This window comes from Ideonella flava (assembly GCF_051857595.1).
GTDB lineage: Bacteria > Pseudomonadota > Gammaproteobacteria > Burkholderiales > Burkholderiaceae_C > Ideonella.
On sequence record NZ_JBPZHD010000008.1, the window covers coordinates 159,512 to 174,700 of the forward strand.

The following is a 15,189-nucleotide window of genomic DNA, read 5'->3' on the forward strand; positions in this document are numbered from 1 at the left end:
GTCAGCGCCTGTCGACCAGCGCGTGCGCGATCGTCGACAGGTCGACGTATTCCAGCTCGCTGCCTGCCGGCACGCCTCTGGCGAGCCGGGTCACCTTCAAGCCCCGCGACCTCAGGCTTTCGGCCAGCACGTGGGCCGTCGCCTCGCCTTCGGCGGTGAAGCTGGTGGCGAGGATCACCTCCTCGACGCCGGCCTCGGTGGAGCGCGCAAGCAGCCCGGGCGCGCCGAGCGCGCTGGCGCCTATGCCGTCCAGAGGGCTGATGCGCCCCATCAGCACGTAGTAGTAGCCGTGGTAGCTCCCGGTGCGCTCCAGGGCCGCCTGATCGGCCGGTGTTTCGACAACGCACAGCTGGCGGGCGTCACGGCTGTCGTCGCGGCAGACGCTGCACAAGTCGTCGTCGGTGAAGGTGTGACACCGCCGGCAGTGCCGGATCGACTGCACGGCCTCGTCCAGGGCGCGGGAGAGTTGCTGGGCCCCGGCCCGGTCGTGCTGCAGGAGATGGAATGCCATCCGCTGCGCCGACTTGACGCCGACGCCAGGCAACTTGCGCAGGGCGTCTATCAATGCGTCGAGGTGGTTCACGCCCGCGTCAGAACGGCATCTTCATGCCGGGGGGAAGAGGCATGCCGGCCGTGATCTTGCCCATCTTCTCCTGGCTGGTCGCCTCGGCACGGCGCACGGCGTCGTTGAAGGCGGCGGCCACCAGGTCCTCGAGCATGTCCTTGTCGTCGGCCAGCAGGCTCGGGTCGATGGTCACGCGCTTGACGTCGTTCTTGCAGGTCATGACGACCTTGACCAAGCCGGCTCCTGACTGGCCCTCGACCTCGATCTGCGCCAGTTCCTCCTGTGCCTTGCGCAGGTTGTCCTGCATGGCCTGGGCCTGCTTCATCAGGCCGGCGAGTTGACCCTTCATCATGGTCGTTTCCTTCGGTGGTTTGTGTGGATTCAGGCCGGGCGTATCGAGCCCGGCACGATGCGTGCGGTCGAGAACTGGGCGAGCATCGCCTGCACGAGCGGATCTCCCTGGATGATGGCTTCCGCCTCGCGCTGGCGCTGGGCCGCGGCTTCCGCATCGCGCCGGGCCGGCGAATCGGCCGGCATGCCAGCCGTGACCTCGAGGCGCAGCGTCAGGCCGGTCTGGCCACGCAATGCGGCCTGCAGCTTCTCCGCCAAGGTCGGCGCGCGCAGGGTGTCGCGCTCGACCTGCAGGCACCAGCGCTCTCCGTCTTCGGCCGGCTCGATCCGGGTCAGTTCCGATTGCATGGCGAGTTCACGCGCCAGCGCTGTGACGGCGTTGGCGGCCACCAAAGCGCCCACCAGTTCGGCCCAGCGGTCGCCCAGCGCGGTGCGCCGGACGGCGGGGACTTCAGGCGCTGCCGAAGCCGAAGCCGGCACCGCGACCGCCGACTCGGGGACGGGGCTGGGCGCTGACACGGCCTCGCCTTCGAAGGGAGCCTCGTCCATCCAGGGCGGGGGCTCCTCTTCCGCAGCGGTAGCAGCAGCGGGCCGGGAGGGGGTCAATGAGGCCCGGGGAGCCGGCACTGGGGCCGGCGGGTTCGGTGCCGGTGCGGGCCTCGGTGGCGCTGCGGGCGCCCGCGTGACGACCGGCGGCGGCACCACCGCTCGCGCACGCTCAGCCACGCGGGCCTGCAAGGCGGCCGACGCCGGCGCCGCCACAGCCGCAGGCCGGGGCGACGCGGCACTGCGGGTCGCTCCACCATCCTGTGCCGGGAAGGCCAGGAAGCGCAGCAGAACCATCACCAGGCCGGCATATTCATCCGGGGCCAGGCTCAACTCGGCACGGCCCTGCAGCACCATGCTGTACAGCAGCTGGGTTTCGTCAGGCGCCAACACGGGTGCCAATTGGCGCGCGGGATCGGTGTCAGGATCGGTCGCGTCCAGCGCGCCCGGGACCACCTGCTCCACAGCCATCTGCTGCAGCAGCCGGGCCATCTCCTCGAGCGTGCCGGCGGCCGAAAGGCCCTGGCTGCGCAGGCCCTCGGCCAGGGCCAGCACGGCAGCACCGTCACGTGCGGCCAGGGCCTCGATCAAATGCTGGGCATGCCGGCGGTCGACCGAGCCCAGCATGGCTCGAACCGAGGCTTCCTCCAGCCGGCCGCCGCCGTACGCGATGGCCTGATCGGTCAGCGAAAGCGCGTCGCGCATCGAGCCGCGCGCCGCGCGAGAAAGCAGTCGCAGCGCTCCGGGCTCCACCGGCACGCTCTCCTTGGCGAGCACGTTCTGCAAGTGCTCGGCCACCGTCTGGGGCGCCATGGGCCGCAGGTTGAACTGCAGGCAACGGCTCAGCACGGTGGGCAGCATCTTCTCGGGGTCGGTCGTCGCCAGGACGAACTTCAGGTACTCGGGCGGCTCCTCGAGCGTCTTCAGCAGCGCGTTGAATGCATCCTTGGTGAGCTGGTGCGCCTCGTCGATCATGAAGACCTTGAAGCGGCCCACGCTGGGCTTGTAGGACGCGCGCTCTATCAGGTCCCGCGCCTCGTCGATGCCGCGATTGCTGGCGGCGTCGAGCTCGGTGTAGTCGATGTAGCGGTCGGCGTCGATCTCGCGGCACGCGGTGCACACGCCGCAGGGCCTGGCCGTGATGCCGCCAGTGCCATCGGGCCCGATGCAGTTCAGGCACTTGGCCAGGATGCGCGAGACCGTCGTCTTGCCTATGCCTCGCGTGCCGGTGAACAAGTACGCATGGTGCAGGCGCCCTTGTTCCAGCGCATGGGTCAGGGCCCGCACCACATGGTCCTGGCCGACCATTTCCTCGAAATTGCGCGAACGGTATTTGCGCGCCAGGACCACATAGCTCATGAGGGTCGATTCTACGGGCCGGACCATGCCCGCACGGCCGGCGCGCAGCCGCGTCGAAGCGGCCGCGCCTGCGCCTGGAACGGTCGCGGGTGACGGCTGGCCGATAATCCCGCCCCATGAGTTCCACGCCCTCTTCCCCCGGCACGCTGAGCTATGAACAGGCCGGCGTCAATTACGACCTGATCGATCCTCTCAAGGTGGCCGCGCAGCGGGCCGCCGCCGCCACAGCCGGCCACCTGGCCGGGCACGGTTTCAGTGAAGTGAAGGCCTCGCGCGGGGAGTCTGCCTACGTGGTGGATGTCGGGCCGTTCTACCTGGCCAGCATCGTGGAATGCCTGGGCTCCAAGGCCCTGGTGGCCGACGAGATGAAGGCGCTGACGGGCAAGAGCTACTACGCCGGCATCGCGCAGGACACGATCGCGATGGCCGTCAATGACCTCATCACGGTGGGCGCCACCCCGCTGGTCGTGCAGGCCTATTGGGCCGCCGGCGGCAGCGACTGGTTCGGCGACGCCCAGCGCGCGCAAGCCCTGGTCGAAGGCTGGAAGAAGGCCTGCGACGTCTGCGGCGTGGCCTGGGGCGGCGGCGAGACGCCGGCGCTGGCCGGCATCGTCGAATCCGGCCGCATCGACCTGGCGGCCTCGTGCACCGGCATCGTGAGCCCCAAGTCGCGCCTGTCCGTCGGGGATGCGATGGCGCCCGGCGACGCGATCGTGTTGCTGGCTTCGAGCGGCATTCACGCCAACGGGCTGAGCCTCGCTCGCAAGCTGGTCGAGCGCCTGCCGCAGGGCTACCTGACCGAGGTGGCTCCCGGCCTTTCCTATGGCGAAGCCCTGCTCGCGCCGACGACGCTCTACAGCCCGGTCACCGAGGCCCTGGCCAAGGCCGGCGTCGCGATGCACTACTGCGCCAACATCACCGGCCACGGCTGGCGCAAGCTGCTGCGCCACCCGGGCACGCTGACCTATCGCATCCACACGGTGCCGCCGGTGCCGACGGTGCTGAAGTTCATCCAGCAGCATGCGCGGCAGGATGACCGCGAGGCCTATTCGACCCTCAACATGGGCGCCGGCTTCGCGCTCTTCGTGGCGGCCGAGGACGCCGACAGGACCGTCGCCATCGCGCAGGCGCAAGGCGTAGCCGCGTGCGTTGCGGGCCGCGTCGAGGCCGGGCCCAAGCAGTTGCTGATCGAACCGTTGGGCATCCGCTTCGGCGACGACGATCTTCAGCTGCGCTGACGGCCACTCAGCGTCGCAGCCCCTCGCCGGGGGCGCGGTGCGTGCGGTCGTACTCGACTCCGCGCCGCACTTCGGCGATCGCCTTCTCGGTGGCCCGGATGGCGTCGGCACGGTTGCCGCCCTTGTCGGCGCTGGCCTGCTTCAGTTCGGCCAGGGCCTGCTCGAGGTGAGCCAGTGCCGCTTCCATGTGCGGCTGGGCGGACCATGCCGGGGAAAAGGCGGTGAGCATGGCCGGAAGAAAAGCCAAGGCGACAAGGCGTCGGGCGGACAGCATGGGGGCTCCTGTGATCGAAACGGGCGCCGAGCATAGCGGCACCGCCATCCGCCGACGTAACAGTTTCACGCGTTCACTGCGGCCCGGCGTCTTCATGCCGAAGAGCGGACAGCGCCCGCTCGCACCTCTCGAGCGCGGCGAACGCGTCCCGCGTGCCGGCCAGCAACACCCGCGCCGCAGCGGTGGGCACGAGGCGCTTGCCTCGCAGATCGAAAAGGCGCACGCCCAGCGCATCACTGAGCTTGCGAAGATGGCCTGACAGGGTCGGCTGGGCCATGCACAGGGCCTCCGCGGCGCGGGTTGCGCTGCCGAGCCTGACGACCGCCTCGAAGGCGGCGAGATGGGGCAGCATGCCGTGGCGGAGATAGCGGCGCGGTGCGCCTGCCGGCGCGGGTCGGAACTCGTCCATTGCCATTCCTCGGTGAAACAGGGAAGGCAAAGGTCTTGTCCAAGCCAAGGCTACCCGCGCGCCGGGGCTGCGGAGCCAGGGGCTCTGCAGACCGTATTGACGACGTCGCGGCATACGTGGCGCCCGACAGGCTCGGACGCCTCGCACGGAACTACTCCCGCTTTGCAAATTTCCTTGTAGCACTCGGCGTGCCGGGCCGCAGCGGGGGTTTTCATGGGCCTGAACGCGTGGCTCGTCCATCGCGATTCGAAATGGATCGCGATTCGCGATCGATTCATCTCGACGCGGCCGCAGGATGAACCCATGGACCCGACGCAATTCATCACCGCCCTCGCGGCGATCGTCGTGATCGACGTGGTGCTCGCCGGCGACAACGCGATCGTCATCGCCCTGGCCGCGCGGGCGCTGCCTGCGGCCTTGCAGAAGCGCGCGATCGTGTGGGGTGCGGTCGGAGCCATCGCCGTGCGCAGCCTGATGACGGTGGCCGTCGTCTGGCTGCTGAAGGTTCCCGGGCTGCTGCTGGCCGGGGGCGCCCTGCTGTTGTGGATCGCGTACCGCCTGCTTCTGCCCGAGGAAGGCGGCAGCGATGAGCACGGCCCCGCCGCGACCACCTTCTGGGGCGCCATGCGCACCATCGTCGTCGCCGACGCAGCGATGGGCCTGGACAACGTGCTGGCGGTGGCCGGCGCAGCCCACGGCGACTACCTTCTCGTGGTGGTCGGCCTGCTGATCAGCGTGCCGATCGTCGTCTGGGGCAGCACCATGGTCCTCAAGGTCGTCGACCGCTTCCCGGGCGTCGTCTATCTCGGCGCCGCCGTTCTGGTCTGGACGGCGGTGAAGATGATCGGCCACGAGCCGGTGATCCGCCCGTGGCTGGACGAGACCCCGGTGGTCGGTGCGCTGCTGTGGCTCGCCATCCCGGCTATCCTGTGGGCAGGCTTCCTGAAGAACCACCGGCGGCTGGAATCGCGCATCCATGCGCGCCTGGCCGAGTTCGCCGAACGCAAGCCGCTGGGCGCGAGCGCTGCCGAGGAACTGCCGCCGGTCGCCATCGAATCCCTTGCCGAAGGAGAAACCGCCATGCTTCGCGTCCTCGTCCCGTTCGACGGCTCGCCCAATGCCCTGCGCGCCCTGCGCCATGCAGTGGCGGAATACCAACGGCACCACGAGCTGGAGTTGCACCTGCTGAACGTCCAGCCACGCCTGTCGCGCCACATCGCCAACTACCTGAGCCGGCATGACCGCGATGCGTGGCACCAGGCGCAGGCCGAGACAGCCATGGCGAGCGCGAACGAAGTGGTGGCGAAGGCCGGCGTCCCCTGCCAGACGCACTGGGCGGTGGGCGACCGGGCGCAAGAGATCTGCCGCGAGGCCGGGCGGCTGGACGTACACCACATCGTGATGGGGACCGCGCGCAAGAACTCGGTGACCCGGATGCTGGAGGACTCGGTCACCAACCGCGTGCTCGAGAACACACCGGTCCCGGTGGAGGTGGTGGCAGGCGACGCCGTCTCTCGGCTGGAGCGCTGGGGCCTGCCCATGGGCGCCCTGGCCGCCGTGGGTGGCCTGGTCTGGCTGGCCGTCGAGTGAATGACGGCCGGTCCGCAAGCCACAAGCGCCGGTCCTGCGTCGAGACGCTGGTCACAGTTCGACAAGGCCTCTTCGGCCTGGACAGCCCGCCTCGTCGACTAGAATCGCGGGTGACGGGCCTCCTCGCATGGAAGCGCGGCCAACCGGGTCAGGTGGGGAACCAAGCAGCCCTAGCCGTTGTGACCAGTGCCGGGGTCAGGCTCGTCACCCTCCCCCTCTCCCCGTGACGCTCAATAAGGCGGCGCCTTGCGCTCGCGCTGCGCCCGCGCCGCTTCCGTCCACCACGCCAGATCGTCCGCAAACCGCGGAAATGCGCGCTGCAAAGCGTCGCCCGCCGGGCCGGTGGGCTGACCATCGGCATCCAGCGTCTGCGAGATGGGCCCCACGGCCAGCGTGCTGGACACGACCACCATGCCCATCTCCGAAAGGATGGCGTGCCAGATCGAGCCTGAGCGCACGCCCGAGAAGCGACCCGCCGAGTAGCTGGCGATCGCGGCGGGGCGCCAGAACCATTCCTCCAGGAAGTGGTCGGTCAGGTTCTTCAGGCCGGGCTGCGGGCCCCAGTTGTATTCGCCGGTGATGAAGACGAAGGCGTCGGCGGTGCGGATCTTCTCCGCCAGCGCCTCCAGCGCCGGCGGCGCTTCACCCTTCGGGTACTCCTTGTACATCCGGTCCAGCATCGGCAGGTCGACCGCCTTCGCATCGACCAGTTCGGCTTCGGCGCCGCGAGCCTTCAGGCCAGCCACCACATAGTCGGCCAGGCGGATGCCCATGCGGTCCGAGCGGTAGGAACCATAGAACACCAGGATCTTGTCGGCCACGGGGCACCTCCTCGGTCGTTGGATCGGCCAAGCCTAACCCATGGTCGCGGCGGCGGCGGCAGGTTTCACCGTTCGTCCGTGCCAGGCGACGGCCTGTCGCACACTCGCCGGCTTCCGTCGACCGGCCCGTGCCGTGGCCAGGCACTTGGCTCACAGTGCGGCACCTTTCAAAGCCCCAGGGGACTCCGATGTTGTCGATCCAGAAGCTGAGCCATGTGTACCCGAACGGCACGCGCGCCCTCGACGATGTGTCGCTCGACATCCCACCCGGCATGTTCGGCCTGCTGGGCCCGAACGGGGCCGGCAAGTCCTCGCTGATGCGCTGCCTGGCGACCCTGCAGGTGCCCAGTGCCGGCAGCATCCGGTTCGCGGAGATCGATGTGCTGAAGACGCCCGCGGCCCTTCGAGCCACGTTGGGCTACCTGCCGCAGGATTTCGGCGTCTACCCGAGGGTGACCGCCGAGGACATGCTGGACCACCTGGCTGTTCTCAAGGGCATTGGCGGCCGCGGCCAGCGGCGGGACCTGGTGGACTCGCTGCTGCGCCAGGTGAACCTGTGGGACGTGCGCAAGAAGGCCATCGCCGGGTTCTCCGGCGGCATGCGGCAGCGCTTCGGCATCGCCCAGGCCCTGATCGGCAACCCCAGGCTGGTCATCGTCGACGAGCCCACCGCCGGCCTGGATCCGGAGGAGCGCAACCGCTTCAACAACCTGCTGTCGGAGATCGGCGAAAGCGTCGTCGTGATCCTGTCGACGCACATCGTCGACGACGTGACCGACCTCTGCCCCCGCATGGCGATCCTCGTGGCAGGACGCATCGTGCAGACCGGCACGCCAGCCGACCTGATCGCAGCGCTCCAGGGCCGCATCTGGCAGGCCAGCATAGACAAGCACGAACTCGCCTCGGCCCGCGAGCGCCAGCACGTCATCGCGACGCGGCTGCGCGCCGGCCGAACGGTGATCCGCGTGCTCGCCGACACCTCACCCGGCGTAGGCTTCACGCCGGTGGAAGCCGGCCTCGAGGACGTCTACTTCTCGACTTTGAGCCTGCACCGCCAGGCCGGGTCGGCCGAACTGAAGGCGGCCTGACCATGTTCGCCGCCATCACCCGCTTCGAGTGGCGCTACCAGGTCAGGAGCCCGGTCTTCTGGGTAGGCTGCGCGCTGTTCTTCCTGCTCGCCTTCGGCGCGACGACGGTCGACACCATCCAGATCGGCAGCCGAGGCAACGTCAACATCAATTCGCCCTTCGCGATCGTGCAGACGCTGGGGATCATGAGCCTGTTCGCGGTCTTCATCGTCGTCGCGATGGTCGCGGGACCGGTGCTGCGAGACGACGAGACCGGCTTCGCCCCCATCCTGCGAAGCACCCGCATCGGCAAGGGCGCCTACCTCGGCGGCCGCTTCTCCGGCGCGGTCGCCGCGGCGCTGCTGGTCCTGGCGTCGGTGCCGCTGGGCGTCGCCATCGGCTCCTTCATGCCATGGCTCGACGCCGAGAAGGTCGGGCCCTTCATGCCGGGCCACTACCTGTACGCCCTGTTCGTCTTCGGCCTGCCGACGCTGCTGATCACGGGGGCGGCGTTCTTCGCGCTCGCCACGGCCACGCGCTCGATGATGTGGACCTACGTCGGCGCCGTGGCGATGCTGGTGCTGGCCAGCGTCACGCGCCTGTGGCTGCGCGACCTGCAGCACGACACCGCCTCGGCCTTGTCCGACCCCTTCGGCCTGTCGGCGCTGGCGATTGCCACCAAGTACTGGACGGCCTCGGACCGGAACACGCTGCTGCCTCCGGTGTCTGGTCTGCTGCTGGCCAACCGCCTGCTCTGGACAGGCATTGCACTGGCGCTGCTGGCGGTGACGTGGCGGATCTTCCGCTTCGAGACGCCTTCCAGGCGCGCCGCGGCCGCGCCCGCCGACACCCCCGCGCCGGCGCGACCCAGCGCCTCTGCAGCGAGCCCCGTCCCTGCGGCGGCATTCGAGCAGTTGCTGCGCCTGGCCCGCTTCGACTTCGCCCTCGTCTTCCGCAGCCCGGCCTTCTTCGTCCTGCTGTTCATCGGCGTGATCAACGCGGGCTTCTCGGCCTGGTTCGCCGGCGAGTGGTATGGCGCTTCGGCCGTGCCGGTCACGCGCTGGATGGTCAAGGCCCTGCAGGACTCCTTCCAGATCATGCCGATGATCATCGCGATCTACTATGGGGGTGAACTGGTCTGGCGCGATCGCGAGCAGCGACTGCACGAGCTCATCGACGCCACTTCCGCTCCCGACTGGACCCACCTGCTGCCCAAGATCCTCGCCATCGCCGTCGTGCTGACCGCGACCTCGGCGGTCGCCGTGGCGACCGGGATGCTGGTGCAGGTCCTCAAGGGCTACACCCACTTCGAACCCGGCGCCTACGCGCTGTGGTTCGTCCTGCCGTCGGTGATCGGTGCGCTGCAGCTGGCGGTGCTCTCGGTCTTCGTGCAGGTGCTGGTGCCGCAGAAGTTCATCGGCTGGGGCGTGATGGTGCTGTACGTCGTCGCGGCCGTGGCGCTGTCCTCGGCGGGCTTCGAGCACAACCTCTACAACTACGGCGGCAGCCCGGCCGTGCCGTTGTCCGACTTCAACGGCATGGACAGGTTCTGGATCGGCCAGGCCTGGTTCCAGCTCTACTGGAGTGCCTTCGCCACCTTGCTGGCGGTGCTGGCCTATGCGCTGTGGCGCCGCGGCACGACGACCGCCCTGCGCCCACGCCTGGCCGCGTTGCCCCGGCGCCTGCGCGGTAGCGCGCTCGCCCTGGGCGGTGGTGCCCTCGCGGCCTGGGCCGCCAGTGGCGCCTGGATCTTCTACAACACCAACATCCTCAACCACTACCAGACATCGCCCGACCACGACCAGTGGCTGGCCGATGCCGAACGCGAACTGCTGCCGTTCGAGAAGCTGCCGTTGCCGCGCGTCACCGGCGTCACGCTGGACGTTCAGCTCTACCCGCGTGAAGCCCGCGCGGTCACCGCCGGCCGGTATCGCCTGGAGAACCGCAGCGGCCAGTCCATCGACCAGATCCACCTGAACTGGAACGAGCGCCTGCGCATCGACCAGGTCGCCATGGACGGCGCCGTGCTCGAGAAACAGTACGAGCGCTTCCCCTATCGCATCTATCGCCTGCAGCCGGCCATGCAACCCGGCGAGGTGCGGGAGCTGCGCTTCACGACCACGCTGGAGGAACTCGGCTTTCCGAACAGTGCTCCGCTCACCCGCCTGGTTCGCAACGGCAGCTTCGTCGACAACACCGAGATCGCGCCGTTCATCGGCATGTCGCGCGACAGCCTCCTGAAGGACCGTGCCAAGCGTCGCAAGTACGGCCTGCCGCCGGACCTCAGGCCGCCGACCCTGGAGGATGAATCGGGTCGGGCCCGCAGCGTGTTCAGCGTGGCAAGCGACTGGGTCGAGGCCGACATCACCGTCACGACCGATGCCGACCAGACGCCCATCGCGCCCGGCTACACCGTGTCCGACACCGTTCACGACGGCCGCCGCACCGCGCACTTCAAGCCCGACGCGCCGATCAACGACTTCTTCTCCATCCAGTCGGCACGCTACGACGTCAGGCGCGACCGCGCCGGCGATGTCGACCTGGCGGTCTACTTCCACCCCGGCCACGACTTGAACGTGGACCGGATGCTGGGGGCCATGAAGGCATCGCTGTCGCTGTTCAGCCAGCGCTTCTCGCCTTACCAGTTCCGCCAGGCGCGGATCCTGGAGTTCCCCGCCTACGCGACCTTCGCCCAGAGCTTCGCCAACACCATCCCCTACTCGGAGGACATCGGCTTCCTGGCCCAGCTGGGCGGCGACGACAAGATCGACGTCGTGACCTACGTGACCGCGCACGAGATCGGCCACCAGTGGTGGGGCCACCAGCTCGTGCCGTCCAACCAACAGGGCGCCACCATGCTGGTCGAGAGCTTCGCACAGTACTCGGCCCTGCTGGTGATGGAGCAGATGTACGGCAAGGAGCAGATGCGCCGCTTCCTCAAGTACGAACTCGACCGCTACCTCAGGCGCCGCGGCGGCGAGGTGCTGGAAGAGCTGCCGCTCGCCCGGGTGGAGGACCAGCCCTACATCCACTACCAGAAGGGCTCGCTGGCGCTTTACTGGCTGAAGGAGGCTGTCGGCGAGGACAAGGTGGACCGGGCCATGGCGCGGCTGCTGCAGCAGTACGCCTTCAAGGCCGCGCCCTATCCCAACACCACCGACTTCCTGCGCCTGTTGCGCGAGGAGGCCGGGCCGGAGCACGAGGCGCTCATCCAGGACCTGTTCGAGAAGATCACCCTGCTCGATGCCAAGGCGGTGGAGGCCAAAAGCGTACGCCGTGCCGATGGCAAGTACGAGGTGAGCTTCGTTGTCGAGGCGCACAAGTTCTATGCCGACGGCCACGGCAAGGAGACCGAGGCGCCGCTCGACGAGCCTTTCGACGTGGGCGTTTTCAGCGAAGAGCCGGGACGCCCGGGCTACACCGCCGCGTCGGTGCTGGCATTCCAGCGCCAGCGCCTGCACAGCGGGCGGCAGACAGTGACGCTGGTGGTGGACCGGCCAGCGGTCTTCGTGGGCGTGGATCCGTTCAACAAGCGCATCGACCGCAACTCGGCGGACAACCTCGCCAAGGTGGACTCGCCCTGAGGACGCTCACCGGCGAGCGGGTGCCGAGCCGGCGTCCGCCCGCCGGGCGACGAAGGCCACCGGCACGTGGGGCGTGCTGCCGCCTTCGGTCAGCATGCTGAAGCGGATCTCGCCATCCACCAGCTGGCCGCTGTAGCGATGCACCGTCTGCGCGCCACCCAGTTCGGCGCTGCGGGTGACGAAGCTCAGGCCGTGCCCCGCCACCTGGCCTTGCTCGACACCGCGAGCCACGCCGAGAAAGGCAGCGCTGCCTCGAAGGTCCGTGCCGCCGCCCTCGAAGTCGAAGCTCTCACGGTAGTTCGCGCCGGGCCAGTCGTAGGCGACCTCGGCCACCCACTGGCCATTGATGGCCGGCCGGGCGGGTTCTCGCCCATGCCAGAGCCCGGCGCCCGCCAGCGCCAGGCCCAGCACGCCAGCGGCGGCCCAGGCCGCGCGGCGGCCCGGTGGGTGCGGCCCGGCTCCCGGGCTGCCGAGCAAGGTCTGCAATTCGGCCTGCAGCCGCTCCACGTCGGCCGCGTAGCGCCCGTGGTCGATCTCCAGGGCCTGCCGGCCCGCCAGGGCCTGCATGTCGGGCGGCAGCTCGTCGGCGGTCGGCATCCGCGCGCCGTCCAGCAGCAAGGGGATGACGCGCACGCCACGGCGCAGCGCGACGGCCACCTCGCGCCGCACGAAGTCGCCGGCGTCGAACAAACGCGAAGGATGCCCCTCGCGCTCGCCCTGCCAGCGCGGCCCGATCAGCACCAGCAGCACCGCGGCGCCCACGACCGCCTGCTCGATGACCTCGGCGAAGCCCTGCCCGGCAGCGATGTCGTCCACATCGATGAAGACCCGGTCCGCACCGAAACGGCGCGCCAGTTCGCCCCCGATGGCCCTGGCGTGACCCGCCGCGTCGTCGCGGCGGTAGCTCAGGAAGATCTGCGGTGACGGCATGCCGGGCAGCATAACTTCCAGTCCCCGGCGGGCCCCAGGGCGCCGACAATCCCGGCATGCCGACCGCCCGCCTTTCCGGCTTCCTGCGCCAGGCCCATCGGGCCTGGAACCTGCTGCATGTGGATTCGGCCCAGGCAAGGGCCCTGGCAGAGCGCGCCACCGAGGGCGCCTGCCGCAACGCAGACACCACGGCCGAGGGCTGGGCCCGCCTCGCGCTCGGGTTCCACATGCTGTTCTACGCCACCGCGGCGGAGGCGGCCGTCGAGCTGCGCCGCGCCCAGGCCTGCTTCGATGCGGTCGGCGACCGCCCCGGCTATTTGCTGGCCGGGGCAGGCCTGGCCCGCTCGCTCTGGCGCCAGGGGCAGGTGCAGCAGGCGCTGCAGCTCGTGCTGCCGCTGCGCGACGAGGGCGTGCGCGTGCTGCGACACGAGCAGCTCGGCGTGCTGCTGAACGCCGTGGCCGGCTGCTACTCGGCCCAGGGCGACTCGGCCCAGGCCTTCGCCTACATGTTCGAGGCGCTTCGGCATGCCGGTCCGCGCGGCGGCCGAGGCTTCGACACCGTCCTGCACTGCAACCTCTCGCATGAGCTGCTGCAGATCGGCGACTACGAGCATGCGCTGATGCACGTCGAGCAGGGGCTGTCGCGCGTGGCGGCGCTGAAGAATCCGCGCCTGCAGAGCGTGCTGTGCATCAACCGGGTCATCGGGCTGACGGAGCTGGGCCGGGCCGTCGACAGCCTGCCCGACGTCGAGGCCCTGCTGGCCCTGCCCGCCGACCCGAGCGGCCGCGGCCGCATGGCCGCGCACTTCGAGACGCTGGCCATCGCCGCCCTGCGCGCCGGCCGCACCGGCCTGGGCGCCGAGCTCGTGCAGCGGGCCTGGACGCAGGGCGAGGCCCTGTTGCCGGACGAGCGTCTGGAGCGCGTCACCGCCACCGGTCTGCTGGCTCACATGCAAGGGCGGCAGGACGACGCGCTGGCCGCCCTCCTGCCCTCTGCCGACCAGGTGATCGACGACGCCGGCAGCCCTTGCAGCGTCCGCATGCGGGCCCAGTTCTTCGGTGTGCTCAGCGAGGTGCAGGCGGCCGCCGGCCAGCCCGCCGCGGCCCTGGCCGCCCTTCGCCAATGCCAGCGCCTGCAGCGCATGCAGACCCAGATGGCCTCGCTCGCGCGCTACCAGGCCGCCGCCCTGCAGACGGAGCTGCTGCGCCTGCAGCACCGCCTCGACGAGAACGACGCCCACCGCCGCAGCCTGGAGCGGGCGCGGGCCGAGCTGGCGGCGATGAACGTCGAGCTCACACGCCAGGTCCAGCAGGTCCGGGCGCTGCAGGAGGCCCTGCTCCAGCAGGCGACGCAGGATCCGCTGACCGGCCTGTTCAACCGCCGCCACCTGAACGACGCGCTGCCGACGCTGTTCGCGCTCGCGCAAAGAGAGTCGCAGACCATGGCGCTGGCGATCATCGACCTGGACCATTTCAAGCGAGTCAACGACCAGTACGGCCACGCCGCCGGCGACCGCCTGCTGGCCACCTTCGGCGAACTGCTGGCCGACCAATGCCGGCGCAGCGACGTGGCCTGCCGCTACGGTGGCGAGGAGTTCTGCCTGCTGATGCCGCGCACCGACGCGGCCGGCGCGCGGCGCAAGGTCCACGTCCTGCTGCGGCGCTGGCGCGCCCAGTCCTTCGACATCGGGGACGGCATCACGCTGCAGGGCCTGAGCTTCTCGGCCGGCGTCGCCGACACTTCGCTCGATCCCGCATCGCCCGACGCGCTTCTCAAGGCCGCCGACGACAAGCTTCTCGAAGCGAAGCGCGAAGGCCGCAACCGCGTCGGCATCGCCGCATGACAGGGCCGCCGTGCCCTGCGTGAACCAAGGTTTCCATGCGTGAAGTTGACCCGTTAGCTCGAGCCACGCAGGGGCCGGTGATACCCTAGCGCCATTGATTAGCCCCACTAAGTAATGCCACGCTCCGTTCCGTCCACACCTCCCGCGGCGGACGACAGCGCCGCCGAGGTGTTAGAAGTGATTCCGGCCATCATGGATGCCTTGCGCCATGCCATGCGCCGTCACGTCGGTGAACAACTCACCGTCCCGCAGTTCCGCTGCCTGAACTTCATCGCCCTGCAGCCCGGCGCTTCGGTCAGCGCCGTGGCCTCCTTTCTGGGCGTGACCTTGCCCACGGCATCCACCATGGTCGAACGGCTGGTGCGCGCCGGCGACGTGGAACCCCGAACCTCCCCCGAAGACAGGCGCCGGTCGCAGCTGCACCTCACCCGAGCAGGCGCCGCGCATCTGGCGGCCATCCGGCGGGGCGCGCGCAAGGAGCTGGCGCAAGTCCTCGCCACCCGCAGCGGCGAGGAGCTGCGCACGCTGAATGCCGGACTGGAAGTGCTGCGAACCGTCTTCGTGGTGCCGCCGACGTCCGCCTGAACAACAAGACGAACCGCCCCAAGAAC

At 69.6% G+C, this 15,189-nt stretch carries 13 protein-coding genes, 1 other RNA gene and 1 pseudogene; 8 read left to right on the forward strand and 7 right to left on the reverse strand.

Annotation, left to right across the window (positions count from 1 at the left end; translation table 11 throughout):
- Window position 1: 1 nt before the first annotated feature.
- The 3 genes from recR to dnaX are packed head-to-tail and all read right to left on the reverse strand — an operon-like array spanning window position 2 to window position 2,821.
- Window positions 2-583 (reverse strand): recombination mediator RecR, encoded by a 582-nt coding sequence (recR, locus tag ACS5PM_RS18490; protein ID WP_439389144.1) that lies wholly within the window; start codon window positions 581-583, stop codon window positions 2-4.
- A 7-nt stretch (window positions 584-590) separates the two neighbouring features.
- Entirely contained in the window at window positions 591-917 is a 327-nt protein-coding gene (locus ACS5PM_RS18495; RefSeq protein ID WP_439389145.1) for a YbaB/EbfC family nucleoid-associated protein, read from the reverse strand.
- Between the two features lie 29 nt (window positions 918-946).
- The gene (dnaX, locus tag ACS5PM_RS18500) at window positions 947-2,821 is read right to left on the reverse strand and encodes a DNA polymerase III subunit gamma/tau (protein ID WP_439389146.1); all 1,875 of its coding nucleotides are present in this window, start codon (window positions 2,819-2,821) and stop codon (window positions 947-949) included.
- Window positions 2,822-2,937: 116 nt separating this feature from the next.
- On the opposite strand from dnaX, the gene ACS5PM_RS18505 reads away from it, so the two are divergent.
- The gene (locus ACS5PM_RS18505; protein ID WP_439389147.1) at window positions 2,938-4,059 is read left to right on the forward strand and encodes an AIR synthase-related protein; all 1,122 of its coding nucleotides are present in this window, start codon (window positions 2,938-2,940) and stop codon (window positions 4,057-4,059) included.
- Window positions 4,060-4,066: 7 nt separating this feature from the next.
- On the opposite strand, the gene ACS5PM_RS18510 is transcribed toward ACS5PM_RS18505, so the two are convergent.
- Both ACS5PM_RS18510 and ACS5PM_RS18515 read right to left on the reverse strand, forming a co-directional pair.
- Window positions 4,067-4,333, reverse strand: a complete 267-nt coding sequence (locus ACS5PM_RS18510) for a hypothetical protein (RefSeq protein ID WP_439389148.1) — start codon at window positions 4,331-4,333, stop codon at window positions 4,067-4,069.
- Window positions 4,334-4,406: 73 nt separating this feature from the next.
- A complete protein-coding gene (locus ACS5PM_RS18515) occupies window positions 4,407-4,742 on the reverse strand; it encodes a LysR family transcriptional regulator (RefSeq protein ID WP_439389149.1) in 336 nt (111 codons plus the stop codon).
- Window positions 4,743-5,045: 303 nt separating this feature from the next.
- Between ACS5PM_RS18515 and ACS5PM_RS18520 the strand changes: the two are divergent.
- The 3 genes and pseudogenes from ACS5PM_RS18520 to ffs all read left to right on the forward strand — a co-directional run.
- Window positions 5,046-5,702: pseudogene (locus ACS5PM_RS18520) on the forward strand (TerC family protein); the annotation flags it as partial.
- Between the two features lie 120 nt (window positions 5,703-5,822).
- Window positions 5,823-6,332, forward strand: a complete 510-nt coding sequence (locus ACS5PM_RS18525) for a universal stress protein (protein ID WP_439389370.1) — start codon at window positions 5,823-5,825, stop codon at window positions 6,330-6,332.
- A 112-nt stretch (window positions 6,333-6,444) separates the two neighbouring features.
- Window positions 6,445-6,541: signal recognition particle sRNA small type (ffs, locus tag ACS5PM_RS18530), an RNA gene on the forward strand.
- A 21-nt stretch (window positions 6,542-6,562) separates the two neighbouring features.
- Here ffs and ACS5PM_RS18535 read toward each other — a convergent pair.
- A complete protein-coding gene (locus ACS5PM_RS18535) occupies window positions 6,563-7,153 on the reverse strand; it encodes an NADPH-dependent FMN reductase (protein WP_439389150.1) in 591 nt (196 codons plus the stop codon).
- A 188-nt stretch (window positions 7,154-7,341) separates the two neighbouring features.
- Here ACS5PM_RS18535 and ACS5PM_RS18540 point away from each other — a divergent pair, with 188 nt between their 5' ends.
- Window positions 7,342-8,241 carry an ABC transporter ATP-binding protein gene (locus tag ACS5PM_RS18540; protein ID WP_439389151.1) on the forward strand — a complete coding sequence of 300 codons (900 nt, stop codon included), beginning with the start codon at window positions 7,342-7,344 and terminating at the stop codon, window positions 8,239-8,241.
- Window positions 8,242-8,243: 2 nt separating this feature from the next.
- Window positions 8,244-11,804: an ABC transporter permease/M1 family aminopeptidase gene (locus ACS5PM_RS18545; protein WP_439389152.1), complete on the forward strand. Its 3,561-nt coding sequence runs from the start codon at window positions 8,244-8,246 to the stop codon at window positions 11,802-11,804.
- Between the two features lie 6 nt (window positions 11,805-11,810).
- On the opposite strand, the gene ACS5PM_RS18550 is transcribed toward ACS5PM_RS18545, so the two are convergent.
- Window positions 11,811-12,734 carry a toll/interleukin-1 receptor domain-containing protein gene (locus ACS5PM_RS18550; protein ID WP_439389153.1) on the reverse strand — a complete coding sequence of 308 codons (924 nt, stop codon included), beginning with the start codon at window positions 12,732-12,734 and terminating at the stop codon, window positions 11,811-11,813.
- Between the two features lie 56 nt (window positions 12,735-12,790).
- On the opposite strand from ACS5PM_RS18550, the gene ACS5PM_RS18555 reads away from it, so the two are divergent.
- Entirely contained in the window at window positions 12,791-14,578 is a 1,788-nt protein-coding gene (locus ACS5PM_RS18555; RefSeq protein ID WP_439389154.1) for a GGDEF domain-containing protein, read from the forward strand.
- Between the two features lie 177 nt (window positions 14,579-14,755).
- A complete protein-coding gene (locus tag ACS5PM_RS18560) occupies window positions 14,756-15,163 on the forward strand; it encodes a MarR family winged helix-turn-helix transcriptional regulator (protein ID WP_439389155.1) in 408 nt (135 codons plus the stop codon).
- Window positions 15,164-15,189: the final 26 nt, after the last annotated feature.